General features: G+C 36.2%; 21 protein-coding genes, 3 tRNA genes and 2 pseudogenes. 10 read left to right on the top strand and 16 right to left on the bottom strand.

Features of this window, described 5'->3' with window-relative positions:
- Positions 1 to 16 precede the first annotated feature (16 nt).
- A complete protein-coding gene (locus AAGD74_RS06750) occupies positions 17 to 313 on the bottom strand; it encodes a helix-turn-helix domain-containing protein (protein ID WP_010081926.1) in 297 nt (98 codons plus the stop codon).
- Between the two features lie 436 nt (positions 314 to 749).
- Between AAGD74_RS06750 and purE the strand changes: the two genes are divergently transcribed.
- The 4 genes from purE (at position 750) to AAGD74_RS06730 (ending at position 7,587) form a co-directional block, all read left to right on the top strand.
- Positions 750 to 1,241, top strand: a complete 492-nt coding sequence (purE, locus tag AAGD74_RS06745; protein ID WP_341810633.1) for a 5-(carboxyamino)imidazole ribonucleotide mutase — start codon at positions 750 to 752, stop codon at positions 1,239 to 1,241.
- A 7-nt stretch (positions 1,242 to 1,248) separates the two neighbouring features.
- Entirely contained in the window at positions 1,249 to 3,066 is a 1,818-nt protein-coding gene (mutL, locus tag AAGD74_RS06740) for a DNA mismatch repair endonuclease MutL (RefSeq protein ID WP_341810632.1), read from the top strand.
- Positions 3,067 to 3,955: 889 nt separating this feature from the next.
- Positions 3,956 to 6,601 carry a 2-oxoglutarate dehydrogenase E1 component gene (locus tag AAGD74_RS06735; protein ID WP_338482587.1) on the top strand — a complete coding sequence of 882 codons (2,646 nt, stop codon included), beginning with the start codon at positions 3,956 to 3,958 and terminating at the stop codon, positions 6,599 to 6,601.
- Between the two features lie 197 nt (positions 6,602 to 6,798).
- Positions 6,799 to 7,587 carry a hypothetical protein gene (locus AAGD74_RS06730; RefSeq protein ID WP_006279249.1) on the top strand — a complete coding sequence of 263 codons (789 nt, stop codon included), beginning with the start codon at positions 6,799 to 6,801 and terminating at the stop codon, positions 7,585 to 7,587.
- A gap of 130 nt (positions 7,588 to 7,717) precedes the next feature.
- Here AAGD74_RS06730 and AAGD74_RS06725 read toward each other — a convergent pair whose 3' ends face one another.
- The 4 genes and pseudogenes from AAGD74_RS06725 to AAGD74_RS06710 all read right to left on the bottom strand — a co-directional run bounded on the left by AAGD74_RS06725 (position 7,718) and on the right by AAGD74_RS06710 (position 10,836).
- Entirely contained in the window at positions 7,718 to 8,263 is a 546-nt protein-coding gene (locus tag AAGD74_RS06725) for a TIGR02217 family protein (protein ID WP_236514304.1), read from the bottom strand.
- Positions 8,260 to 9,092, bottom strand: a pseudogene (locus tag AAGD74_RS06720) (IS5 family transposase). Before AAGD74_RS06720 ends, AAGD74_RS06725 begins: the two are co-directional and overlap by 4 nt.
- Positions 9,093 to 9,119: 27 nt before the next feature.
- A complete protein-coding gene (locus tag AAGD74_RS06715; protein WP_338482588.1) occupies positions 9,120 to 10,547 on the bottom strand; it encodes a magnesium transporter MgtE N-terminal domain-containing protein in 1,428 nt (475 codons plus the stop codon).
- 213 nt (positions 10,548 to 10,760) lie between these two features.
- Positions 10,761 to 10,836: transfer RNA gene (locus tag AAGD74_RS06710), tRNA-Ala, on the bottom strand.
- A gap of 342 nt (positions 10,837 to 11,178) precedes the next feature.
- On the opposite strand from AAGD74_RS06710, the gene AAGD74_RS06705 reads away from it, so the two are divergent.
- Positions 11,179 to 11,251, top strand: a tRNA-Lys gene (locus AAGD74_RS06705).
- Between the two features lie 19 nt (positions 11,252 to 11,270).
- Entirely contained in the window at positions 11,271 to 12,524 is a 1,254-nt protein-coding gene (gene nuoF, locus AAGD74_RS06700; protein WP_077188376.1) for an NADH-quinone oxidoreductase subunit NuoF, read from the top strand.
- A 28-nt stretch (positions 12,525 to 12,552) separates the two neighbouring features.
- On the opposite strand, the gene infC is transcribed toward nuoF, so the two are convergent.
- The 4 genes from infC to nuoI all read right to left on the bottom strand — a co-directional run bounded on the left by infC (position 12,553) and on the right by nuoI (position 15,863).
- Positions 12,553 to 13,071, bottom strand: a complete 519-nt coding sequence (infC, locus tag AAGD74_RS06695; RefSeq protein ID WP_006279610.1) for a translation initiation factor IF-3 — start codon at positions 13,069 to 13,071, stop codon at positions 12,553 to 12,555.
- Positions 13,072 to 13,083: 12 nt separating this feature from the next.
- Positions 13,084 to 14,985 carry a threonine--tRNA ligase gene (gene thrS, locus AAGD74_RS06690; RefSeq protein ID WP_338482591.1) on the bottom strand — a complete coding sequence of 634 codons (1,902 nt, stop codon included), beginning with the start codon at positions 14,983 to 14,985 and terminating at the stop codon, positions 13,084 to 13,086.
- Positions 14,978 to 15,265 carry a hypothetical protein gene (locus tag AAGD74_RS06685; protein WP_049973587.1) on the bottom strand — a complete coding sequence of 96 codons (288 nt, stop codon included), beginning with the start codon at positions 15,263 to 15,265 and terminating at the stop codon, positions 14,978 to 14,980. Before AAGD74_RS06685 ends, thrS begins: the two co-directional genes overlap by 8 nt.
- A gap of 115 nt (positions 15,266 to 15,380) precedes the next feature.
- Positions 15,381 to 15,863 (bottom strand): NADH-quinone oxidoreductase subunit NuoI, encoded by a 483-nt coding sequence (gene nuoI, locus AAGD74_RS06680; protein WP_038199316.1) that lies wholly within the window; start codon positions 15,861 to 15,863, stop codon positions 15,381 to 15,383.
- 131 nt (positions 15,864 to 15,994) lie between these two features.
- On the opposite strand from nuoI, the gene mnmE reads away from it, so the two are divergent.
- The 3 genes from mnmE to AAGD74_RS06665 all read left to right on the top strand — a co-directional run bounded on the left by mnmE (position 15,995) and on the right by AAGD74_RS06665 (position 18,850).
- Positions 15,995 to 17,530 (top strand): tRNA uridine-5-carboxymethylaminomethyl(34) synthesis GTPase MnmE, encoded by a 1,536-nt coding sequence (gene mnmE, locus AAGD74_RS06675; RefSeq protein WP_236514388.1) that lies wholly within the window; start codon positions 15,995 to 15,997, stop codon positions 17,528 to 17,530.
- 47 nt (positions 17,531 to 17,577) lie between these two features.
- Positions 17,578 to 17,665 (top strand) — tRNA-Ser (locus AAGD74_RS06670).
- A gap of 168 nt (positions 17,666 to 17,833) precedes the next feature.
- Positions 17,834 to 18,850, top strand: a complete 1,017-nt coding sequence (locus AAGD74_RS06665) for an NAD(P)/FAD-dependent oxidoreductase (RefSeq protein WP_341810631.1) — start codon at positions 17,834 to 17,836, stop codon at positions 18,848 to 18,850.
- Between the two features lie 342 nt (positions 18,851 to 19,192).
- On the opposite strand, the pseudogene AAGD74_RS06660 reads toward AAGD74_RS06665, so the two are convergent.
- The 7 genes and pseudogenes from AAGD74_RS06660 to AAGD74_RS06630 all read right to left on the bottom strand — a co-directional run bounded on the left by AAGD74_RS06660 (position 19,193) and on the right by AAGD74_RS06630 (position 24,046).
- Positions 19,193 to 20,025, bottom strand: a pseudogene (locus AAGD74_RS06660) (IS5 family transposase).
- Between the two features lie 111 nt (positions 20,026 to 20,136).
- Positions 20,137 to 20,349, bottom strand: a complete 213-nt coding sequence (locus AAGD74_RS06655) for a hypothetical protein (protein ID WP_341810630.1) — start codon at positions 20,347 to 20,349, stop codon at positions 20,137 to 20,139.
- A 162-nt stretch (positions 20,350 to 20,511) separates the two neighbouring features.
- Positions 20,512 to 20,733 carry a hypothetical protein gene (locus AAGD74_RS06650; RefSeq protein ID WP_022626388.1) on the bottom strand — a complete coding sequence of 74 codons (222 nt, stop codon included), beginning with the start codon at positions 20,731 to 20,733 and terminating at the stop codon, positions 20,512 to 20,514.
- Between the two features lie 25 nt (positions 20,734 to 20,758).
- On the bottom strand, positions 20,759 to 20,893 hold the full coding sequence (locus AAGD74_RS06645) for a hypothetical protein (protein ID WP_255324781.1): 135 nt from the start codon (positions 20,891 to 20,893) through the stop codon (positions 20,759 to 20,761).
- Between the two features lie 33 nt (positions 20,894 to 20,926).
- Positions 20,927 to 21,130 carry an IS5 family transposase gene (locus tag AAGD74_RS06640; RefSeq protein WP_007549940.1) on the bottom strand — a complete coding sequence of 68 codons (204 nt, stop codon included), beginning with the start codon at positions 21,128 to 21,130 and terminating at the stop codon, positions 20,927 to 20,929.
- Positions 21,131 to 21,220: 90 nt separating this feature from the next.
- Positions 21,221 to 22,387, bottom strand: a complete 1,167-nt coding sequence (locus tag AAGD74_RS06635; protein WP_077188380.1) for an aspartate kinase — start codon at positions 22,385 to 22,387, stop codon at positions 21,221 to 21,223.
- Between the two features lie 219 nt (positions 22,388 to 22,606).
- The gene (locus AAGD74_RS06630; protein WP_338976919.1) at positions 22,607 to 24,046 is read right to left on the bottom strand and encodes a hypothetical protein; all 1,440 of its coding nucleotides are present in this window, start codon (positions 24,044 to 24,046) and stop codon (positions 22,607 to 22,609) included.
- Positions 24,047 to 24,181: 135 nt separating this feature from the next.
- Between AAGD74_RS06630 and AAGD74_RS06625 the strand changes: the two genes are divergently transcribed.
- Positions 24,182 to 25,456 carry an APC family permease gene (locus tag AAGD74_RS06625; RefSeq protein WP_010082345.1) on the top strand — a complete coding sequence of 425 codons (1,275 nt, stop codon included), beginning with the start codon at positions 24,182 to 24,184 and terminating at the stop codon, positions 25,454 to 25,456.
- The last annotated feature ends 75 nt before the right edge of the window (positions 25,457 to 25,531 follow it).

Raw genomic sequence — 25,531 nt, 5'->3', positions numbered from 1 at the left:
GTTGTCAACTTTGTATCTATTGCGATTCAACTTCATGTTTTACTTTTTCTGCCTCAGATTTTATTTCTTGGCTTTCTGTCATCGTGATTGTTATCTCATGATCAAGTTTTTTTAGAAATCCTAACAATCGCTCTAAAGAAAAACCATCTATTTTACCATTTTTAATTTGCGATACCTTTGGCTGATCAATACCAAGTTTCTCAGCTGCAAAAGCCTGAGTCCAAGCATTTTTTTCTATAATTTTATTTATTATATAAAGCAACTTTGTTTTTATTCCTGCACTGTCTAAGTTATTTAACGATATTATTTCCATAATTCTTACACTCACATATCAATTAACTTTATTAAATATTATAACATAATATTTAATATACCAAGATATTAATATCATGTAACTTGTCAATAATTATATGATATCAATATTTAAAACTTTAAGTTGATTATATATTAATATTTTTATCAAATTTCTAGTAATTTTAAATTACCATTTTACCATCAGTCTATCTGAAAAAACCATTTATAGAAAGAACAAGCTAAGATTACAAAGCTTGAAATACAAAAATAATTATTTTATAAATTTATCTTACATAAGAAGTTTATATCTCTATATCTTAATATAAATATTTATTTAAATTTTTAAAATTTCTATTTTAACGAGAATTCTATATATTACATTTATAGTATAATTTAAATATTTGTTGCTTTTTAGCTGGAACATTATTTAGTTAGTAAGTAAAATTGTGTTGAATATGACAAAAATAAAAAAAGATGTTGCTGTTATTATGGGAAGTGAGTCAGATTACACCACTATGGTCCATACTGTTGATATGTTAAAAGCATTAGAAGTTTCACATGATATATTCATAATATCTGCACATAGAACACCAGAAAGGCTCTTCAATTTTGCTAAATCTGCACAAGAAGAAGGTTTTAAGGTTATTATAGCTGGTGCAGGAGGTGCAGCTCATTTACCTGGTATGGTTGCGTCACTAACTTGTTTACCAGTTATCGGCATTCCTGTGCATAGTAAACAATTAAATGGGCTGGACAGTCTACTCTCTATAGTTCAAATGCCAAAGGGTGTTCCAGTTGCAACCATGTCTATAGGAGAAAATGGAGCATATAATGCTGCCATTACTGCCGTATCTATATTGTCAATTTCCAACAGTGAAATTGCAGGTAGGTTAAAAAAGTGGAGAGAGAAACAGACCAAAGAAGTAAAAGAAAAACCAGTTTCATAATAAATCTATGGCAATAATTCTTTTAGACACAAAAACCATAAACCGTATAGCAGCGGGGGAGGTGATAGAAAGGCCAGCAAGTGTAGTAAAGGAATTAGTGGAAAATGCAATAGATGCTGGAAGTTTAGAAATAGAGATCAAAATAGAAAGTGGTGGGCGTAACCTTATTATTGTGACAGATGATGGTAACGGAGTAGAAAAAAACGATTTAGAACTTGCGTTTATGCGCCATGCTACTTCAAAATTGAGCGACAATGAGTTGATAGAAATCAAGCATCTTGGCTTTAGAGGAGAAGCTCTGCCTTCAATAGCAGCAGTAAGTAGGATAAAATTATCGTCTAAGGCAAGAGAAGCAAATGAAGCATGGTCTATAAGTTATGAGGGTGGAGAGAAAATAGGGGAGCTGATTCCTTACTCTTTATCACAAGGGACACATATTGAAGTACGAGATTTATTTTTTGCCACTCCAAATAGACTAAAATTTCTAAAAACCGAAAGAGCAGAAACTCAAAGCATTGTTGATATTGTAAATAACCTAGCAATGATTAACTATCATATAGGGTTTACTCTCACTTCAGGTAATAAAAAGCTCTTAAAATACGCTAAGCAGACTTCGTTATTTCATAGATTGTGTGAAGTAGAAGAAGAATTTCAGGGCAGTTCTCTGGAGATTAATGAAGAAGAAGACGGCATTAAACTTACGGGACACATCTGTAAACCGACCGTCAATCGTGGTAAGTCAACTCAGATCTATACGTTTGTTAATGGAAGGCCAATCAAAGATAATCTACTTATTGGCGCAGTTAGGTATGCATATTATGATTTTATTCCAAGCGATAGGTATCCTTTCGCAGCGTTACATTTAGAGATACCTTATGATCAAGTAGATGTAAATGTGCATCCAAATAAGTCAGAAGTAAGGTTTCAGAATAAGAAGCTCATATATGAGATAGTGACAAGAGGATTAATTAAAGCATTGTCAAGAAGGATAGGCACCTTTCTAGCGCATGACCAGAAAATGGATTCAACATTGCCAGATCCTTTTGATAAACCTAATGTTCAAAATGAAAGAAGGCCAAGTCCTTTTGAAAATCAACTAATAAAAGAATTTGCTTCTCCAAATGAAAGAGTAAAAAGCTTATCAGAACAGTCAAAATCGTTTGATTATACCGGCATACAGAAATTACCATCACAAGCGGAGACTATGGTTCTAGAAAAAAAGGTGTTAGAGCAAGTTGATTTGATAGAGAGCCACCCGCTCGGGTTTGCACGCTGTCAGGTCTATAATACTTACATTATTGCCGAGGTAAGAGACAAATTGATTATAGTCGACCAGCATGCAGCCCACGAAAGGCTAGTATATGAATGCTTAAAACAAAAATCAAGTGTAAAAAGACAAAAACTACTTCTTCCTGAAACGGTTGAAATCAAAAATCAAGCCGGAATGGAGATGATTGAAGTTTATAAAGATAAGTTATTTGAAATGGGTTTTGATATTGAGATCAAATCAGAAAATAAAGTGATAGTAAAAGAAATCCCTGCAATTTTGGGAGCAATAGATGTGAAAGAGATGCTAATTAATATAGTCGATAGATTAACGGAAATAGAAGATACATTGCCAGTAGAAGATAAAGTGAACAAAATATTGGCCACTATCGCTTGTCATGGATCAATTAGAGCGGGTACAAAAATGAGGTTAGATGAAATGAATGAGCTGCTGAGACAAATGGAAAAAACCCCATATTCCGGGCAATGCAACCACGGAAGACCAACTTATATAGAAATGAAACTCAGTGATATTGAAAAACTTTTTGAGCGTAGGTAATGAGGTTGCCATAAATATGTAAGTGCTCCTTTCTCGTCATCCAAGTAGCTCATAGAAACGAAAAAACTTCCTTGACAAACTCCGTCAGCCCCCTTATCATGAAAGTGAAGCTATTTATTTATCTTCTCTGTACAGATTAAATGAGAAAAAAACTCACGAATCTGGCGTCTCATGTTTAATTTTTTGCACTATGTGCACCTTATGTCTTTATAAAATTCTAGGTTTTTACCTAATATAAGCTAAAATGCGCTTATAAAGCATTTAAAACATAAAAAAACGCCAACTTAAAAAATGGATAGTGAATAATTAGCTACCCTAGGGTTTCTTTTGTCTTTTTTTCTGTTTAGTAAATTTCTTAAACATTTATGACTAAAGGTTAGTTGCATTAAAAAGCAGCTAAATCGCGGTTATTAAGCGTTTAGAATAAAAAAACGCCATACTTGAAAGTATAATGTAAGTAATTAGCCAACCACGGGGCTTCTTTTGCCTTTTTTTTCGCTTAGTAAATTTCTTAATGTTTATAGCTAAACGACAACCGTCATCCCGCTACGTGTTAGCGGGATCTCTTGTTAGCGCCGCGGCGGTATGACGTCTCGCTTGCAACCTATAGCTTTGTCATTCCAGTGCTCCTTTTTTTGTCATCCCAGTGCCTTGACTATTTGGATCCAGAAAACTTAGCTTCGAGTCAAGTAGGCTGCAAATAAAAACTGGATTCCAGCGTCACGCGCTGGAATGACACCCTGACAATCGTCATCCCGCTACGTGTTAGCGGGATCTATGTTAAGAGATACCGCGAATGAATCGCAGTATGACGTATAGAAACTAAAAAAGTTCTTTTTTAAAAAACTTAAGTTATACTTATAAGTATTTGATACTTTTTATAGTGATTATGTCGAGTTTAAGCTGCCTTTATGGTGATAATGCAGAATTTGTGGAAGAAATGTATAGCCGTTATTTGCAGGGTGATAAATCAATCGGGGAGGATTGGTATAGAATTTTTTCAAGCAATTTAGAAGTTAATAAAGCGGAGACCTGCGGTGCACAGCGTGCAACTAAGGTGGATGATTCAGTTTCTAGTTTAGCAAATTTTTTCAGATCTTACGGTCATTTTTTTGCGGATCTTAATCCGTTATCACCCAATGTGAATAAGGAAGTAGATTATCAGAAATATTCGAATCTCTCTCCTATGGGTGACACTAGAATCTATAGAGATATTTACTGCAAGAACATCGGTTTTGAATTTATGCATATTTCCTCTTATGAGGAGAGAGTGTGGCTGCAGGAAAAGATCGAAAATCAAACCTATACGCTGAGTTCACAAGATAAAAAGGAAATACTGAGGCGCTTGATCGAATCTGAGATGTTCGAGCAATTTCTCCATATGAAATTTCCTGGATATAAACGTTTTTCTATCGAAGGTGGAGAATCAGCTATTGTTGCAATTGAAAAAATTATTAGTGATTCCGCTGGTTATGGTATTGAAGAAGTAGTTCTTGGTATGGCTCATCGCGGACGGCTCAATGTTCTAACCAAAGTTATGGGAAAAGAATATGCGGCAATGCTATCTGAATTTCAAGGCAATCTCGCACACCCAAGTGGTCTTGAGGTGTCCGGTGATGTTAAATATCACCTTGGTTATTCTTCTGATCGAGCACTTTCAGGTGGCAAAAAAATACATTTAAGTTTATGCCCTAATCCATCTCATCTTGAAGCGGTAAATCCGGTTTTGGCTGGAAGAATAAGAGCAAAACAGAATATAAGATCTGTGCTTGGCATATCAATTCATGGTGATGCGGCTTTCATCGGTCAAGGAGTGGTTGCTGAAACCTTGAGCCTAAGCAATATTGAAGGCTATAAGGTGGATGGCATTGTGCACGTTGTCATTAATAACCAAGTTGGTTTTACTGCTAATCCGTGTTGTGCGCGGTCCTCTTTTTATTGCACTGATGTAGCAAAATCAATAGAAGCTCCAGTGTTTCACGTTAATGGAGATAACCCTGAAGCTGTGAGTTTTGTTGCGAATTTGGCGATGGAATATAGGCAGAAATTTAAAAAGGACGTAGTGATTGACATAATATGTTACCGCAAATATGGCCATAATGAAGGTGATGAACCGAATTTCACTCAGCCACTCATGTATAAGGTGATATCAAAGCATAAAACTCCTGGAACATTGTATGAAGAAAAATTGACTGCAGAGAAAGTATTAAGTGGTGATGAAGTAAATAAATTACGCAGTGAATTCAGGGCAAAATTAGATAAAAGTCTTGCTGAATCAGTGACTTACACTCCAAAAAAAGCTGACTGGTTTTGTGGAGTATGGTCAAAATTAAGAAGGGCAAGGTTGAACGATTTGAGCGAATACTATACAGATTCTGGTGTTCCGCCAGATGAGTTGAAAAAATTAGGTGTGTATATAAATAGCAATATCCCAAGTAGCTTTAACATTAATAATAAGGTTAGAAAAATACTTGATGGCAGAATAGACAGTATAAATTCCGGCAGTAATATAGACTGGGCAACTGCCGAAAGTCTTGCATTTGCGTCACTGCTTACAGAAGGAATAGAAGTGCGTTTATCAGGCCAAGACTCTGGCCGTGGCACTTTTTCGCACCGTCATTCAAGGCTTGTTGATCAGGTAACAGAAGAAGCGTTTATTCCGCTAAACAATATAAATGAAAAGCAAGCTCACTTTGAGGTCATAGATAGCGCTTTATCAGAGTATGCTGTAATGGGCTTTGAATATGGCTATAGTCTTGATTCCCCGTATTCACTGGTGCTCTGGGAAGGACAATTTGGTGATTTTGCAAACGGTGCGCAAATTATGATCGACCAGTTTATCGCATCTGCAGAAACAAAGTGGTTGCGATCAAGCGGTCTAGTTTTATTGTTGCCCCACGGTTATGAAGGGCAAGGACCTGAACATAGTTCTGCTCGTATAGAGAGGTTTTTACAACTCTGTGCAGAAGATAATATGCAGATAGTTAATTGCTCCACTCCGGCAAATTACTTTCATGTTTTACGTCGGCAAATTCATCGAGACTTTCGTAAGCCTTTAGTAGTGTTTACACCTAAATCGCTATTGCGTCACAAAAGAGCAGTTTCTAACCTATCTGACTTTGAAGGAAAATTCCTCACGGTGATTCCAGAATATAGAACAGATTTAGTTTCGAATGATAAAATACGTAAAGTTGTAATATGCAGTGGTAAAGTTTATTACGACATATGTGAAGCACAAAAAATAAACGATATAGCAGTAATACGTTTGGAGCAATTCTATCCGTTTCCTGCCGATAAACTAAGTATTGAACTTGAAAAATACAAAAGCGCTGAAATTATATGGTGTCAAGAAGAACCAAAAAATATGGGAGGATGGTTTTTTGTCAACCCATTGATAGAAGAAGTGTTATCCAATCTCAATATTCAAGCAAAAAGACCTAAGTGCATTGCAAGACTTGCTGCTGCATCTCCTGCATGTGGTTATGCTAGTGTACATGCTCAGCAACAAGAGGAGATTTTAAGACAGATCGCTTAGTATTTACAGTTATTGAAGCAGAAGTGGTGCTATAAAAGTAGCTGACACTTGAATCCGGTTGCATCACGCGCTGCGGCCAGGCGCAATAGAAAACGCATTACACCAATAAAGCCCTTTTGGTACTCAAGCAAATATAAAAGATTTTTATTTAAAAAGTAAACATTATTAATATTTACTTTAACTAATATAGGATATATATGAATACAAAAATATTTGAGATGTTAATAAGGAGAACTGGTCTACGCAGAGATAGCAAAGCTGAGATCATACAGTTAAATAGAAATGAAAAAGCTTTCGTAGATGAGGATAAAGAATCTATCGAATTAGCTGAGGCCATTTTTGAAGAGAATAATATGTTTCATTTCCGCAAACCAGGTCCTGCTATGGATTACATTTTGCACAAATTAATAAATGATAGGAAGCTTTTCGAGGAAATGAAAGATAGAGGTACAAGTATAATACGTCTTTTTTCTTTGTTATCAATGTATCATGGTCGTCTCAATTGCTGTGTTATAAGAAAAGGAGGGTGTATTACTGAGTGTGGCATACTTGATTACGCTGGCACCTATCCAGAACTAGTGCCTTTAGAGGACTTTATACTTATTGAGCCTTCCTCGTACCTCGAGTACATTGTGTTTGACAATGAGAATATCAGAAATAGGTTAGCTGAAGACTTAACTGAAGATAAAACAAAATTAGATATCTTTTTGAATGGAATTTTAGCAACAAAGAATTCGGATTTAGTATTATCTTGTATTAACAAGATAGAGGTTCTTAATGAGGGAGATAGATATTTTGTTAATCTCTTACAGAAAAACGGCATGCTAGACTACATCTTAAACAAAGATGATACAACACTTGCAAAATCAACTCTAAAGGAGTTGTTGAAGCTTTCTATTTTGCAGGAAGAAAAAAGCACTGAGTTAGAATCTCCCCAAGCTTCAAGTGTAAATGTTAGCAAAGCTCAGCAACATTGTAGTATATAGCTGGTGATAAAGTTTAAAATAATTGCATATACTGAGGCTCATTTAGGTATAGAGCCTCAGTGGTGCTTAATTTTTCAATTTATGGTAGACTAGTAGCCCTACTATGATGTGGATCTATGCTCGCTTATAACTAAAATTTCACTTCCACCAAGGGGATATTATTCCAGCTATTGCTTCCATAGTCATCAATCGAAGCGTTTAAGTAATCTGTATCAAAGCGTACGGGCACATCAAATTCGAAGCTCGCAGTGATTATCGCATCTTTTACTGGTGGCTTCATAAATGTTATTTCTCCCGTTGAATAATTTACTGAATATTCACTCTCTTCTTTACCATTTAAATAAATCTTTACTGTCCCATGTACTGGCTTTTTGATCATACGTATATGCTTATCTTCCCCACTTACATAAGTTTTGATTAGCTGAAAAGTCGTTTTTTTGTTATCTCCTATACCAATCTCTTGATTAATGGCTATAAAATCCGACCAATCCTTAAAACGAAACCCTATTGCTTTACCTTTTCGTGCATGAAAAAATGTTATTAGTTCTAGTAGCTGCTCGTTTGATCTGACCCCGTAAGCTATGTTGTATCTAGTGCGTGCATGAGACCAATTGATGTTGCGCTGTTCACAACCATTGTGAGTTGTTAGAGGTTGTCCGGAAACAAGTAAATTCAAGCATATTCCCTCTTTAACATAACCCTACTCATAGCTAGGTATATGAAATTCTCAGTGGATGTTGTGAGTAAATCATACTCCTTCGATAGCCTTCTATTCCTATTAACCCAAGCAAAAGTCCTTTCTACAACCCATCTTCTTGGCTGTACTTTAAACCCTTGTTCTCTTGTTGGTAGTAGCTCAGGTGGCGTATCTTTGTGCACCCAAAATCTACATGGAGGCCTTGTAACAATTTCAATATCTATGTCATATTCTTCCTTTATGTGATTCTTTAAATTTCTTCCTTGGTATCCCATGTCAGCCCACATTTTTTTAACTTTAGTATATTTTGTTCTCATATTGTTTAATGCTATTTTAATACCATCTCTATCATTTTCGTTAGCAGCGCCTACGTAACAACCTAGTATAAAACCCTGAGTGTCTGTAATTATATGCCTTTTTCTACCCTTTACTTTTTTACTTCCATCATAGCCTTTGATCCCCCCTTTTCTGTAGTCTTTACAGATTGACTATCTACTATACAGGCACTCGGCTGCTCATTCCTTCCTATTTTTCTTCTACTATATTTTGTAATTTCATAATTCATTTTCTCAAAAATTCCCTGCTTCTTCCATTGCCTGAACTGCTCATACACAGTCTTCCATAGCGGAAAATCATTTGGTAAATACCGCCATTGACACCCTGTACGCAATACATAGAAAATTGCTTCTAATATTTCTCTTTTGCTATACTTTGGCGGCCTTCCTCCTTTCTTGTATGATACTCTGAAGTGTTTTTCTATTCTTGCCCATTCCCTTTCGCTTAGATCTGTTGGATACTTTTTTCTCATCTTTACCCCGTACTAAAATTTCAGATATTATAGCCTTTTACTTGTTTCCGGACAACCTCTAAGAATTAGGTCATGTGCAGAATATGGCATATCGTCCTTGATTTGCTTGAGCATCTCAATCATTTCCTTGTTCTGTTTACTCTGCTCGTCAAGTTTCCCTTTTAATGCATCAATAATAGCTTTAGACTGATCTTGATTGCCAAGATCACCAATCACAGCTGTTACTTTCTCATAAGGCAGTTTGTGAATGATGTCTTTAAGCTCTTCTGCACCTACGTTATCCAAAAGTTCTTTAAACTGCTCATTAGACATATTGCGAGCAAAAGCTTGAAGTTTTTCTGGGTTGTCAGCTAAAGACTTAATGATAATCTGAATCCTATTAGAATCAGTTAAATCCTGAGCAATTATGCCAAGTTTATCATGATCAAGCTTATTAACTAAGTCTTTCAGTTGGTCTTCTTGCAGACTATTTACTAAAGCTTTCAACTGATCACCTTCTAATTCTTTGGAGAGTATTGTCAAGTGGTGCTCAGCTAAGTCTTTTGCAAGCACTGTAAATTGCTCGTCATTTAAAGTTTTAATAAGTGCTTTGAACTGATCCACTTTTAAGTGAGGTAAAATTTCTTTTACTTGCTCTGAATTTAATTTTCTCACTAGAGCTTCAAGCTGAGTATCATTTAAAATAGGAACAATTATTTGTAACTTTTCTGGATTTAGTTCCTGAGCGAGGGTTTTTAGCTGGTGATTGGTTAGATGATCTACTAAAGCTTGCAACTGGTTTGAACTCAGTTCAGGAATGATTTTTTGCAGTTGCTCGTTACTAAAAGTATTGGTAAGAGTTTTTAGTTGGTCGTCTGTTAGGCCCTGAATAAAAACTTTGGTAAACGTGCTTGATAGCAACAGTAGCACATCTCTTATATGTCTCTCACCGTAGTATAACATAATGTCTTGTAATACCTCATTGTCAGGTGAATCGATTATATTTCCTGCTTCGTCTGAAAAATAATATTTATTGTTGCCAGTATCTGAATCTTCCCATGTTACATATTTGTATTCCAATTTTTTTGATTTAATAGAACTGCTACACATAGTTTTGAAAGGCTGCACAAGTTCTCTTGTATATGATAACTTAGCCAACTCATTACCGTAATATACAAATGTATGGTTACTTTTTACATAATCTAAGTTAGAATCACTTTTATAATCTTTGGCTACCAGATTTCCTTCATTTTCTTCCTCCAGACATATGTAACTGTCTAGGCAAGAACTGCCGCAAAGTTTTATAGGTAATAAGCCTAGTGCTACATCGTTTTTATCATCCAGCGATACAAGCTCAACTTTTTTAATAGACATTGTAGGATCATAACCTTCAGGCCACTTTATCAATTTAGTCGGGGTTTTTCTAAACACCTCTTTTCCAGGTACCATCTTAAAAACATGCTTTTTTCCACTCATAGGCGTTACCAATAAATTAATTGTTAGTATTCTAACATTTATTGATTAATTTATTGTTAAGTTGGTATATATTACAATTGTAATAACCAACATTACTTGTGTAGAGAAAAGTTACGAAAAGAAATAGGGATTTTCAGGGAAGTAGTATAAAATCCTCATAGATTAAAATAAGCTGCTTTGACAGGTTTTGTGGCGGCTAGAGCTAACATAGACTGGTGGAGGCAAGCGGGATCGAACCGCTGACCTTCTGCGTGCAAAACAGATGCTCTACCAGCTGAGCTATACCCCCAGGTAATTCTTGCTTAAAGCATAAATCACTCAGGCTGAAATGCAAGAAATATTTATCTATTAGGCTATTGCTAAATAGCGTACAAATTCTGCAGGGTGTACACACTTCTCTATTTTTTTGTCTCCTTAGCGTTATACGTCACATCATCCAAATAAATCTGTGAACTGAAAATTAACAAGAAGTTTTCCTTTGGAAATTTTTTTTAAATTATTCATAGATTTTTTAACTAAATTATCACTAACGCAGTATATTATATAATTTATTTAACCACACATGAAAATTTTAGTTTGATTAAAACGGATAAAAACTGTATTGATGTTTAGTATAGCTGAAAAATGAAATGATCCCGTAGCTCAGCCGGTAGAGCAACTGACTTTTAATCAGTGGGTCACGCGTTCGAATCGCGTCGGGATCACTCACAAATTTTGAAAAACATGCTAAAAGAACAAGACAAAATATTCACCAACCTAAATGGTAAGGGAACTCCACTACTTGAGGGTGCAAAAAAACGTGGTAGCTGGCAAAAAACAAAGGAATTACTGGATTTAGGATCAGAAAAGATCATTGATGAAGTAAAGAAATCTGGTTTGAGAGGTCGAGGGGGTGCAGGATTTTCCACCGGCCTTAAGTGGAGCTTTATGCCCAAGAATCTTCCAAAAGCATATTTAGTAGTCAATGCAGATGAGTCAGAACCTGGTACATGTAAAGATAGAGATATATTGCGATATGAGCCACATAAGTTACTTGAGGGAATTCTCCTAGCCGGCAAAGCGATCAGCGCATCAGTTGCGTATATTTACATCAGGGGTGAATTTTATAATGAATATTTAGTTCTGAAAAAAGCACTTGAGGAAGCCTATAAAGAAAACTTAATTGGAAAAAATGCCTGCAAATCAGGTTATGATCTTGATGTATTTATCCATAGGGGTGCAGGAGCTTACATATGTGGAGAAGAAACAGCTCAACTTGAATCAATTGAAGGAAAAAAGGGCTTTCCTCGCATGAAACCTCCATTTCCCGCAGGTGTTGGACTTTTTGGCTGTCCAACCACAATAAACAACGTTGAAACTATAGCCATGGTTCCAGATATTCTAAATCGCGGAGGAGAATGGTTTGCATCTCTTGGTAAACCAAATAATACTGGTACTAAGATTTTTTGTATTTCAGGACATGTAAACAACCCGTGTAATGTTGAAGAAGAGCTCGGAATTCCACTACGTGAATTGATTGAAAAATACGCAGGTGGAGTGCGAGGGGGTTGGGATAATTTACTTGCTGTAATACCTGGTGGGTCTTCAGTGCCATTAATTCCAAAATCTATATGCGATACTATTGAAATGGATTTTGATTCATTAAGAACTGCACAATCAGGGCTTGGTACTGCTGCTGTAATAGTGATGGATAAATCAACTGATATAATAGCTGCAATAGAGAGGTTATCACACTTTTATATGCATGAGTCCTGTGGACAATGCACACCATGCCGTGAAGGTACTGGATGGATGTGGAGGATTATGAAGAGGATGGTGGCAGGAGATATTAAGCCTGATGAAATAGATAAGCTGCTTGACCTTACAACTCAAATAGAAGGACATACAATTTGCGCGCTTGGCGATGCTGCAGCTTGGCCGATTCAAGGATTAATAAGACATTTTCGCCATGTTATCAAAGAGAGAGCGATAATTTAACTTTACTTATACTTCTTAAGCCGTTTTGCTACTTAGCAACCAGAGCTAAAAAATATTGATTCCCTTCTCTTTTAGGTGCCAATTCTACCTTTGCGATATCTTCAGTGTCTCGAATTAGCCGTTCTAATTTTTCCAGTCCAACTTCAGTGTTTATAAGCTCTCTCCCTCTAAATCTCATTGTGACTTTAATTTTATGTCCGTGGGCAAGTAAGTCTCTTGCTTGACGCAATTTTGTTCCGTAATCGTGATCACCAATATTGGGACCCAGTTTAATTTCTTTTATAGTTAATGTTTTTTGTTTCTTTTTTGCTTCACTTGCTTTCTTTTTTATATCATACTTTTGCTTGCTATAATCCAGAATTTTACATACTGGAGGGGTTGAATCAGGTGCAATTTCCACCAAGTCTAAACCAACACCCTGTGCAAATTCCAAAGCTCGTTCTATTGGCACGATTCCGACCATTTCACCACTATGATCAACTAAGCGTACCTCCTTAGCTGTGATAAATCCATTAATTCTGTTTTTATTGTTCTTTTTAACTTGCAAACTTTAACTCCCTTAATTCAAATTAATACTTTTTAACAGCGATTCATTAGCCTTTTTCAAAGAAAAAGACTCCTGTCTTTCCGATCCTAAATTTCTTACTGACACAGTTTTACTTGTAACTTCATTTTTGCCTACAATCCACAATATAGGAACCTTGTTTAGACTATGCAAACGTATCTTATAACTAATTTTTTCATTGGTCAAATCAGTCTTGACTCTCACACCTTGTTCTTTTAAAATATTGCTAATTTCTGTGGCGTAACCGTCAGCTTCATTTGTAATGGTCAGAATAGCAAGTTGCGTTGGAGCAAGCCAAACTGGAAATTTTCCTGCATAATTTTCTATCAAAATTCCAATAAAACGTTCAAAAGTTCCAAGAATTGCCCTATGTAACATGACAGGGTGATGCTTGTGTCCATCTGCCCCTATATAAAAAGCTCCCAGACGTTCTGGTAAAATGAAATCAACTTGTAATGTTCCACATTGCCAGCTTCTGCCTATTGCATCTTTTAAAACAAACTCTAGCTTTGGACCATAAAATGCACCTTCACCAGGGCTCAGTTCATAACTTAAGCCCGCTTCTTTAACGGCTTCAAGCAGCGCTTTTTCAGCTCTATCCCATACTTCATCATTACCTGCTCTAATATCTGGACGGTCTGAAAATTTCACAGAAATTTCATTAAATCCAAGCTCTGAATATACTTCTTTTAAAAGGTCACAAAACTTTATAGTCTCAGAATTCACTTGTTCTTCCATACAAAAAATGTGTGCATCGTCTTGCGTAAAACCACGCACTCGCATCAGTCCGTGCAATGAGCCTGAGCTTTCATTTCTATGGCATATGCCAAACTCTGCCATACGTATCGGTAAATCACGATAGCTTCTGGTGTGAGAATTAAAAATCTGCACATGACAAGGGCAATTCATAGGCTTTATTGCTAACTTTTTATTTTCAGACTCGTCAACAACGAACATATTTTCACGAAACTTATCCCAATGTCCAGATCTTTCCCACAGCTCTTTACTTACTAAAATAGGAGTTTTTACCTCAAAATAGCCATTATTTATTAGCTTCTTTCTGATGTAAGACTCAAGAACATTATATAGAATATATCCTTGTTCATGCCAAAAAACCTGCCCAACAGCTTCCTCTTGAATGTGAAATAAATCCATATCCTTAGCAATTTTGCGGTGATCACGTTTTTCTGCTTCTTTGAGGCACTCAAGGTAAGCGTTTAATTCATCCTTATTTCTCCATGCTGTACCATATATTCGCTGCAACATTGGGCCCTTTGCATCACCTCGCCAGTATGCACCCGCTACTTTCATAAGTTTAAACGCTTTAACTCTGCCGGTTGATGGTGAGTGCGGACCACGACATAGGTCAATAAAATCACCTTGCCTATAAACAGTTAGGTTTTCACCCTCTGGTATGGATGAGATAATATCAACCTTATATTTTTCGCCTATACCACTAAAGAAATCAATTGCCTGCTTGCGAGTCCAAACTTCTCGAACAAATCTGTGGTTACTTTTTACAATCTCTTTCATTTTCTTTTCTATTGCGGTAAGATCGTCCGTAGTGAAGGTACGACCTGTAGCAAAATCATAGTAAAAGCCGTCCTGAATTGTTGGGCCGATAGTAATCTGAGTATTAGGAAATAGCTCTTTCACTGCCTGTGCCATTATGTGAGCAGCATCATGCCTTATTATATCTAAACCCGCTTCGTCACTCAGTTGTATCACCTCTATCTCTGCATCAGCTTCAATTTCACGTGAGAGATCATGCAACTCACCATTTACCTTAAAGGCAATTGCTTCTTTCAAAGCATCTGGTTGTAATATATCAAAGCCAATGACTTTACCACTGTATTCTTTTACTTTTTGTTCGGTTGAAAAAGTAACCCTAACCATAAATAAACCTATACGGACATGTAGCTTGAAGGCGGTTTGCTTCTTCCAACGGTGTCATCCCAGTGTCACGCACATAGCCATACGAACATTCATTTTCGAAGGTAAATTGCACAGCAAATGGTGTCATTCCAGTGCTTGACACTGGAATCCAGCTTTTTTGTAATTTCATTGAAAATGTTGTATAGTGTGCTTGTTCACAATCAATTTTACTGGATCCCAGTGTCAAGCACTGGGATGACACCTTTGTGTTTGAGGCAAAACAGGCTATAACATTTAACATACTGCCCTCGCAAACAAATGTTCGTACAGTTGTGTATCAGCTACTGGGATGACACCACCCCTAGTGGGCACTGCCCCTAAATCATAATGGATAACAGGGTTATAAGCTCTGAACATTAATAATAAGGCCTATTCTTTTTTAACCTGAGTGCAATTGCGTCTTCCCAAACTTCACCATTACGCAATAACTTTTCTTTATTGTACATTAGCTCCTCTCTTGTTTCAGTAGCAAATTCAAAGTTAGGACCTTCAACAATTGCATCAACTGGACATGCCTCTTGGCAAAGTCCGCAGTATATGCATTTTGTCATATCAATATCATAGCGCGTGGTGCGGCGACTACCGTCTTCTCTTTCCTCTGCTTCAATAACTATTGCTTGAGCAGGGCAGATAACTTCACATAATTTACAAGCTATGCATCGTTCTTCACCGTTTGGATACCTACGCAACGCATGCTCACCACGAAACCTTGGACTTAAAGGGCCCTTCTCCATAGGATACCTCAAAGTAACCTTTGGCTTAAACATATATTTTAATGTAATAACAAACCCTTTAATTAACTCTACAAAAGACCAGTACCAAGCTAATTTCTTGAGCATAAAATATTTAAAACTTGTGTCAGTCATTATAAATCATATTATCAGTTTTCAAAATAAATATTTTCACCTGGGTGACTTTTTAGGTATTTTGGTTTCTTAAGTGTAATATTGCTAAGTAGTTTATATAAATAATGACAAACACAAATGAAACTATTTTCGCTTTATCGACCGTATTTGGTAAGTCAGGAGTTGCAGTAATCAGAATTTCAGGCAACTACGCGCTTAAAGCTTTAAATCATTTTCATATTAAGAAAGAAATTAAACCAAGATTTGCTACTTTAGTTGATCTATATGATGATTCCAGTCAATTGATAGATAATGGAATAATCATCTATTTCCCTGCTCCAAACAGTTTCACTGGCGAGGACGTTATAGAGTTACAAGTGCATGGAAGCAAGGCAGTTATAAAAATCATCTTGGAGGAATTATCAAAAGTTTTCGTTATGGCCAAGCCTGGAGAATTCTCACTTAGGGCTTTTCTAAATGGTAAATTTGACTTAACGCAAATAGAAGGGATTGCAGACTTAATTGATGCTGAGACGAAAATGCAAGCTAAACAAGCGATTAAGCAGATATCAGGAGAATTGGAGAGACTATACAGCAATTGGAGGCAAAGATTAATAACGATACAATCCAAAATCGAAGCATATATAGACTTTCCAGAGGACATTTGGGCAGAAAAAAGTGAATTGGAAAAAATTAATAATGAAGTGCAATCTCTCGTGCAGTTGATACAAGAGCATTTAAATGATAATAGACGGGGCGAAAGGTTGCGTGAGGGTTTACATATTGTAATAACTGGTGAACCAAATGTCGGTAAATCAACTCTGTTTAATTTCTTAGCCAAGCGTGATATTGCTATTGTTTCTGAATATGCAGGCACAACAAGAGATATACTTGAAGCTCATATTGACATTGGCGGATACCCAATCATTCTCTCTGATACTGCTGGAATTCGTGAAAGTTCAGATCCAATAGAATTAGAAGGTATAAGTCGAGCGAAAAAGAGGTCTTTTGAAGCTGATTTAAGAATAGAGCTATTTCCTTTTGAACAACGACACGATGTCAATTATCAAGCCACAGGCAATATACCATCTGTCGTTGACACACAACTATGCAAATATTGTAATCAACAAACGGTGTCATCCCAGTGCTTGACACTGGGATCCAGATATAAAAATACTTGCAAATTATGCAACAGACAATGGATTCTAGAAACATGTGCTGAAAACAATGTTCATGATGAGATAAGCTGGAAACCAGTGTCAGCTACTTGCATGACATCAGACCAAAATGACACCATTTATGTATTGAGCAAAGCTGACGATGTTATCAATAATCACAATATAAAAATTAATGGCATAGATCTTTTACCCATTTCTATTCTAAAGGAAATAGGTACAAACAAATTGATCTCTCTCATAAAAGAGAAGGCAGAGGAAAAATTTGGGCATGATAGAGACACTCCTGTAATCACTCGGCAAAGACATAGGAATCACATGAAGAAAGCACTGGAACATTTACAACGTTTTAATATCGATAATCCAATTGAGTTGATATCTGAAGATTTGAGGCTTGCTGCATTTGAACTTGGTGCAGTGATTGGGATTATTAATGTTGAGGAAATATTGAGTAGTGTGTTTAGCAACTTTTGCGTGGGCAAGTAAAGCTTTTATAGATTGCTTAAAATCAAATGTTGTGATAGAAAAGAAATGGACGGATGGCCGAGCGGTTTAAGGCACCAGTCTTGAAAACTGACGTACGTGATGAGCGTACCATGGGTTCGAATCCCATTCCGTCCGCACAGCATCTCGCTATGCTAGCTGATTTTTAGAGCTTATTTGGACTATGTGGTTCATAACGCTGGAAATCTTATCTAATCTAGCCACATCTTTTAAAAATACATCCCTTTGTAAATTGACCTTGTTAGCGAAGAAAGCTAATATCTATAAATAGATCACCATCTGAATATGGAACCCGATATAGTAATAATAGGTGCAGGACCTGTTGGAATATTCACTGCTTTTCAAGCGGGAATGCTTGATATGAAATGTCATATAATAGATGTTTTGGATCAAGCAGGAGGACAATGCACAGCTCTTTACCCAGAAAAGCCAATATACGATATACCTGGTTATCCTGTAATTACTGCCCAAAAATTAATTGAGCAGCTAATGGAGCAAGCTTCGCCATTTAAGCCTATTTACCATTTAAGTCAAAAAGTAGAAAAGATTTCAAATAACGAAGGTGAAAACTTTACTATCATAACGAGCATAGGTACAGAGGTAAAATGTAAGGCTGTTATTGTTGCTGCAGGTAATGGAATGTTTGAACCTAACCGTCCACCCTTAAGTGGTATATTAGAATATGAAAATAAATCTGTATTTTACAGTGTAAATAAAATTTCTGATTTTCAGGATAAAACTATAGTCATTGCAGGGGGGGGTGATTCTGCGGCTGATTGGACTGTAGAACTTTCTAAAGTTGCAAAGAAAATTTATGTGATACATAGGAGAAAGGAATTTCGCTGCACTCCTGAAACTAGAAATAAATTAGAATCACTTGAAATTGATGGAAAAATAGAACTGGTAGTGCCATATCAATTACACGAACTAGCAGGAAGTAATGGGCAGTTGAGCGCAGTGATAGTAAAAAACATTGCCTCTAAGGAAGAAAAAGAAATATCCGCTGATTTTTTGCTGCCATTTTTTGGACTGTCAATGAATCTTGGTCCAATAAACAATTGGGGTATACAGTTAGAACATGGCCGCATAACTGTCGACCCAGCTACACTTAAAACCAGTAGAGATAGGATGTATGCAATCGGAGATATAGCTATTTATTCAGGCAAACTAAAATTCATACTAAATGGTTTTGCTGAGAGCGCAATGGCTTGTCATAACATATACAAAGTAATCCACAATTCTCCAGTCAATTTTCAATATTCAACTTCAAAGGGAATTCACGGGAAAGAAAAACTTCCTTGACAAACCTCGCCAGCTCCCTTATCATGAAACTGAAGCTATTGTATTTGCTTTCGCCAATCTGCAGATTAAAAGGTAAGGATTACTTAATGTATCGGCGTCTTATGTTCAATTTTTTGCAGTATATAGATACTGTATGTCTTTACAAAACTTCATCTACATCTAGATCTTTATCTAAATAAGCTGAACGCGGTTACAAAGCGTTACAAGACATCAAAAAATGCCAATACTCGACAGAGATAGTAAAAGACTAGCTAACTCGGGGATTCTTTGTCTTTTTTTCTGCTTAGTAAATTTCTTAAACGTTTGCAGCGTAAGTTAGAGGTTGTCCGGAAACAAGTAAATTCAAGCATATTCCCTCTTTAACATAACCCTACTCATAGCTAGGTATATGAAATTCTCAGTGGATGTTGTGAGTAAATCATACTCCTTCGATAGCCTTCTATTCCTATTAACCCAAGCAAAAGTCCTTTCTACAACCCATCTTCTTGGCTGTACTTTAAACCCTTGTTCTCTTGTTGGTAGTAGCTCAGGTGGCGTATCTTTGTGCACCCAAAATCTACATGGAGGCCTTGTAACAATTTCAATATCTATGTCATATTCTTCCTTTATGTGATTCTTTAAATTTCTTCCTTGGTATCCCATGTCAGCCCACATTTTTTTAACTTTAGTATATTTTGTTCTCATATTGTTTAATGCTATTTTAATACCATCTCTATCATTTTCGTTAGCAGCGCCTACGTAACAACCTAGTATAAAACCCTGAGTGTCTGTAATTATATGCCTTTTTCTACCCTTTACTTTTTTACTTCCATCATAGCCTTTGATCCCCCCTTTTCTGTAGTCTTTACAGATTGACTATCTACTATACAGGCACTCGGCTGCTCATTCCTTCCTATTTTTCTTCTACTATATTTTGTAATTTCATAATTCATTTTCTCAAAAATTCCCTGCTTCTTCCATTGCCTGAACTGCTCATACACAGTCTTCCATAGCGGAAAATCATTTGGTAAATACCGCCATTGACACCCTGTACGCAATACATAGAAAATTGCTTCTAATATTTCTCTTTTGCTATACTTTGGCGGCCTTCCTCCTTTCTTGTATGATACTCTGAAGTGTTTTTCTATTCTTGCCCATTCCCTTTCGCTTAGATCTGTTGGATACTTTTTTCTCATCTTTACCCCGTACTAAAATTTCAGATATTATAGCCTTTTACTTGTTTCCGGACAACCTCTCATACCAATTTCTATTACATAACAAACAAATAGACAATAGAAGTGAGAAGGTTATACTAAGGCAGTATAATGATGGAGTTTTGGAATGGCATTGGTGTCAGGTTGCAATTTTAGCTTACATTGTGCCAATCTTTCTTCAATTGCTGCTCGCATAAATTCTGCCTGTCTTTTAGTTCTGCAGTGCACTATCGCATCATCCACATATCTTTCAAATGGTACTGTTGGGTGATTTTGTTTCATCCGTATATCAAATGCATGGTGCATAAATATGTTTGAAATGATTGGGCTTATTGAACCTCCTTGCGGAACTCCTTTTTTCCCTAACTACCTTACTGCCATCTGCTTGCTGAATAGGGGATTTCATCCACCTTTCAACATACAGTATGACCCATTTGCAGTCTGTGTGCTTCTTGATAGCCTGCAGTGCTAAATTGTGGTCCAGATTGTCGAAAAATCCTGTAACATCAACAGCTTTCTTGGTAATCGTATCCTGTCTCCAATAAACAGCGGTTTTGCTATGTATCCTTGATCAGCAAAAAACTTACGTAAAGTTGGAGCCTTGTATTTAGCTTGAGTGAAAAGATTTAGAGCACCATCACGATCTTGAACACTTGCACTATGAACATCAGCCGCAATAATTAAGCCCACTGTATCTATAACAATATGACGTTTTCTACCCTTTATTTTTTTTCAGCATCATATCCTCTGGATCCCCTTTTTGAGTGGTTTTTACTGATTGACTGTCAATTATTCCTACTGAAGGTGTTTCATTTTTACCAAACATTTTTCTTACCTCTTTTACTAGCATATTATGTATTTTTTCCAATTTGCCATTACTACGTCACCTGAGAAAATAGTCATACACCGTCTTCCATGGAGGAAAATCTTTCGGCAGCATTCTCCATTGACAACCACCTCTCATTATATACCTTATTGCATTAATAATTGTTCTGATATTGTGCTTTCTTGGCCTCCCTATCTTTCCTTGTGCAACATGTGGCTCCAAAATTTCCCATTCCTTATCACTTATATCACTTGGATACAATTTTCCCTCCTATTTTTTACTTACACTATCATATTTTTTCCTCATTCCTTTTCAAGACATACTCTTAGACAACTGGACGTCAAGCCTATCCTAGTGCTGCATATCAAGCTCATACTCAGTATGTAAATCTTTGACTAAAGCTACAGCGCATTCTTTTTGAACAATTATACTGATTTTGATTTCAGATGTTGTGATAGCAAGTATTTCTATCTTTTTTTCGCTTAAAACCTTGAGTGTGCGGTGCATCACTTCAGTGTTAGACATAACACCAATACCAATTATTGAAATTTTAGCTACATTATCGTTTATAGCATAATTTTCATTCTTATTCAGTAACTTTTCCATTAAATCAATATCAAATTTGGAGATAACAAAACTTGACCCATGTATCATATCAATTTTAACGTTTGCTCCTGCTATATCTCTTAAAGTACGCAAGTTATTTGCAAGGTTAGTGAAAGTTACAAGAGCTTCATTAGTGCTATAAGTTATTCCAGTCATTAAGTATCTCTCTAGTACATCCCTTTTGTGTAGCACTGTGGTGCCTTCTACTTCCTTAAAAGTGGATAGCACTTGCACTTTAATGTTATGTTTCATTGCAAGTTGTACTGAACGATTATGCAGTATTTTAGCACCAGATGACGACATTTCCAACATTTCATCGTAAGAGATAAATTTGAGCTTGCGTGCCTTTGGAACAATTCTCGGGTCTGCTGTATATATTCCATCAATATCAGTAAAAATTTCGCAAGTTCTAACACCAAAGGCTACCGCGAAGGCAACTGCTGATATATCAGAGCCTCCTCTTCCAAAAGTAGTGATTCTATCATCATTTATACCCTGAAAACCAGCAATGATCGCAGCAGTATAACCCTCAGCAAAAGATCTTTTCACACGTTCAATCTTTATTGTTTTTATTTTAGACTCAGAATAAAAATCATCAGTTACAATTGGTAACTGCCAGGCAAGCCACGATTTAGCATTAACTCCGATCGATTGGAGAGTGATAGCTAATAGACCGCAAGAGATTTGTTCTCCTGCTGAAAGCATAACGTCATACTCTGATAACTCTTGTCTATAACTTAAATTTGAGATTTGCCTAGCCTGAAAAACCATTTGGTCAGTAAATCCTGCAACAGCAGATACAACAACGATTACATTACAACCTTTCTCAATATCGTTTTTTATCAAATTTGCAACTCGGTTTAAATCAGTTAGCGAAGTCCCACCAAATTTTTTTATGATTATTTTGTCCATAGTTACAATATAACTCTCTTCTGAAGAAAAATATAGTTTTTGTAGAGATAGCAGCTTGCAAGCCATTCAGAAAAGGGAAGACAAAGCTATAGCTAACGCGTCATACCACGATTCATTCGCGGTATAGATTCCGCTAACTAGTAGCGGAATGACGAATTTGTTGTTTTAAAATTGTCAGTAAATCTAAGTTAGTTTAGCTATATAGCACGAACTAAACCACTAAGCAGCAGAAGACCTTGCATGACCTCCAAAAAATGCTTTTACTCTTTCAAGATAAGTAGGTGGTTCTGCAGGGATTTCTATTTCATCTATTTTAGAATATATTGCCGCGTCTACGACTTCATCCGTTATTAACTCCCTTAACCTTTGTTTTATCTGCCCTCTCTGAATATGCTCCCCATAGTCGTTATAAAACTTTACATATAATTCCTTAAACACGAATTCTTTTATAGCATCTCTTGTATAAGAAATGCCGTCCTTTACTTCATCACTCACGTTGCTCAAATCCACCCCAGAACTTGGTGAATACAAATTATCAAAATTTTCTTTCAAAACTTTTATTTTATGGTAGTGCTTATCCACATATTTCTCAAGAAATCTTTTAGTAGCATTACCAGCCAACTTCCCCATTAGCTGAGGCTCCAGTTGAGCTGCAAAGTTGTTTTCTGCTTCAAGGCCACTTAATGCATAAATAATACGGAGAAGCATTCCAGGACCACATTGGCGGTTACTTTCTTCAAAGCGAACCAGTAATATAGATTTCAATAGTTCTACGTCTGCATTTTGCTCTCTTGCCGCAATTAAAACTAAATTTATAGCCTGTGTCAATGTCAATCCGGTTTGTGAATCTACCCAATTTACCCACTCCCCAGTTTCATAACCATCCAATCTTAGATAAGGTTCTATCATTCGTTTTTGCTGACTTGTTAAACCGCTTATATAACTTTTAAACTCTTCATCCAACTCATTTAACGGCGTACCATGTTCTTCCTTTAATTTTTTGGCACATTCAATAACGCTTTGCTGAAAACTTCTAGTATGAACGCTCTGACTACTAGTACCCACATCACTTACATTAAACAAAAAGCTTAGCTGCTTTACATTCAAACCCAAAGGTGAAAAGAGTTTTACTGATGGATATTTTATTAACTCAAGAAGTGCTACTGGAATTAGCAGTGCATAATTTAACAATAATAAACCAAAATTAAATATAAGAAACCCACGTAGAGCTGATACCTTTGATGCAATATACAAAAATGGAAGCTGTAGGTAATATATCAAGTGTATACTGAAGAATAAGATTTTGTCCTTTAATTTTATTGTTGGATCTTTATAAACCTCAAACAACATGCTATTGCTATCAATATTGTTGTTTTTAAAGGAGGTATAGTTGTTTATGATCTTCTCTTGCAAGGGAAGAAGCATTTTATTCAGGCAAATAAACGCAGCAATAACAATAAAACCTGTAGCCAAAAATGCTAGTGCAGGGCTAGAAGTGCTTGTAGATAAATAGGCATAAAGACCATCAACAATTAAGTTTTTGTATAATCTTTCAAAGGGACGAACTAGAATCGGGTCAAGGATATAGTTAACAAGAAGATTTAAATAATACACGAGAAACAAAAGTGCAATCAAAAATGCTTTTAATCTCGGATTCATAACCCCCTCTTAATAATCTGTTAATATAATCTATTTTAGGAATAAATTGAAAAAAATGCAAGTTTTTATGTTAAAAGATCAATTGAAATTTCTGAGTTTAGGGTATATTGTTAATCTATTTAGATAAGAATTATTGTGTCAAATAAAATAGGTTTTTGGGCTATTTTTGCCTTAGTGATTAGCAGCCAAATTGGCTCTGGAATTTTTATGCTTCCAATTAGCCTTGCTCCATATGGCATGTATAGCCTTATAAGCTGGATAATATCAGGGCTTGGTGCTATATCTCTTGCTTTAGTTTTTGCCTCACTCTGCGCAAAATTTCCGGAAACGGGTGGCCCTCACGTCTATGTAAAGCATGCTTTTGGCCCTGCTGCAGCTTTTTTTGTTGGTTGGACGTATTGGGTGATCTCATGGGTTAGCACAACAGCCGTAATAGTTGTGGGTGTTGGTTATCTTACACCATTTTTCCATGAAGATATTCAAAACGTACATCTGTTTTTAGAGATGTTATTACTTACAATTATTACACTAATAAATTTTAGAGGAGTAGCTACTGCTGGACGTGTTGAGTTTTTATTGACGGTGATAAAAATTTCTGTATTGCTTGTAATACCTATAGCAGCATTGTTTTTTTTTGATAGAAATAACTTCATCATAAGTGAAGAAATATCAAATCTTACAACATCGCAGATTCTTGCCCGTTCTACACTTATTACTCTATGGGGTTTTATTGGAGTTGAATTGGCAACAGCACCTGCAGGGTCAGTTGATAATCCAGCTAGAACAATACCAAGAGCTGTGGTACTTGGAACAATCTCTGTTGCTGTTGTGTATTTTATCAACAATCTTGCAATTATGGGATTAATAAATGGCAATGATTTAGCAAGTTCAAGAGCACCATATGTTGACGCAATAAAAATTATGGCCTCTGGCAATTGGCACTTGATTATTTCTATAACCGCGTTCATTTTTTGTGTTGGTACTTTAAACGCTTGGGTACTAGCTAGTGGACAAGTGGCCCTTGGCCTTGCAAAAGATAAACTGATGCCACAGTTTTTTGCTCAAAGAAACAAGCACGGTTCTCCTTTCTGGGGCATAACAACTAGCTCAGTTGGAACTGCAACTTTACTAATCCTCACTTCAAGCAACAATTTTGCTAAGCAGATCACATCAATTATCGACTTTTCTGTAGTTTCATTTTTATTTGTTTACCTTGCATGCAGTCTTGCTTTTCTCAAAGTTATTGTGCAAGAAAAGAGTTGTTACAAATTTTTAATTGGCAGTATAGCAACAACCTTTTGCTGCTGGGTAATATTTGAAACTTCTGTGAATACCTTGCTGATCGCAAGCTTATTCACTGCAAGTGGCGTACCTCTTTATTTATTTTGGTATCGCAGAGTTTCTGTATAGCAAATGTTATGTATCTGTTCAGCAGAGTGGCAAAATAAGGTAGACGAGAAAAGACAACTATAGGAAGAAATGGGT

Source organism: Wolbachia endosymbiont (group A) of Campoletis raptor (genome assembly GCF_964026755.1).
GTDB lineage: Bacteria > Pseudomonadota > Alphaproteobacteria > Rickettsiales > Anaplasmataceae > Wolbachia > Wolbachia pipientis.
This window is presented reverse-complemented; position numbering and strand designations above follow the sequence as displayed.

Coding starts and splice junctions, on each gene's coding strand:
- AAGD74_RS06635 (WP_077188380.1), bottom strand. CDS start 22,387: ATGGACAAAATAATCATAAAAAAATTTGGTGGGACTTCGCTAACTGAT.
- AAGD74_RS06750 (WP_010081926.1), bottom strand. CDS start 313: ATGGAAATAATATCGTTAAATAACTTAGACAGTGCAGGAATAAAAACA.
- nuoF (WP_077188376.1), top strand. CDS start 11,271: ATGCTAAAAGAACAAGACAAAATATTCACCAACCTAAATGGTAAGGGA.
- nuoI (WP_038199316.1), bottom strand. CDS start 15,863: ATGCTCAAGAAATTAGCTTGGTACTGGTCTTTTGTAGAGTTAATTAAA.
- purE (WP_341810633.1), top strand. CDS start 750: ATGACAAAAATAAAAAAAGATGTTGCTGTTATTATGGGAAGTGAGTCA.
- AAGD74_RS06645 (WP_255324781.1), bottom strand. CDS start 20,893: ATGCTAGTAAAAGAGGTAAGAAAAATGTTTGGTAAAAATGAAACACCT.
- AAGD74_RS06630 (WP_338976919.1), bottom strand. CDS start 24,046: ATGAATCCGAGATTAAAAGCATTTTTGATTGCACTTTTGTTTCTCGTG.
- AAGD74_RS06730 (WP_006279249.1), top strand. CDS start 6,799: ATGAATACAAAAATATTTGAGATGTTAATAAGGAGAACTGGTCTACGC.
- thrS (WP_338482591.1), bottom strand. CDS start 14,985: ATGGTTAGGGTTACTTTTTCAACCGAACAAAAAGTAAAAGAATACAGT.
- AAGD74_RS06665 (WP_341810631.1), top strand. CDS start 17,834: ATGGAACCCGATATAGTAATAATAGGTGCAGGACCTGTTGGAATATTC.
- AAGD74_RS06735 (WP_338482587.1), top strand. CDS start 3,956: ATGTCGAGTTTAAGCTGCCTTTATGGTGATAATGCAGAATTTGTGGAA.
- mnmE (WP_236514388.1), top strand. CDS start 15,995: ATGACAAACACAAATGAAACTATTTTCGCTTTATCGACCGTATTTGGT.
- AAGD74_RS06715 (WP_338482588.1), bottom strand. CDS start 10,547: ATGAGTGGAAAAAAGCATGTTTTTAAGATGGTACCTGGAAAAGAGGTG.
- mutL (WP_341810632.1), top strand. CDS start 1,249: ATGGCAATAATTCTTTTAGACACAAAAACCATAAACCGTATAGCAGCG.
- AAGD74_RS06655 (WP_341810630.1), bottom strand. CDS start 20,349: ATGCACCATGCATTTGATATACGGATGAAACAAAATCACCCAACAGTA.
- AAGD74_RS06685 (WP_049973587.1), bottom strand. CDS start 15,265: ATGTTAAATGTTATAGCCTGTTTTGCCTCAAACACAAAGGTGTCATCC.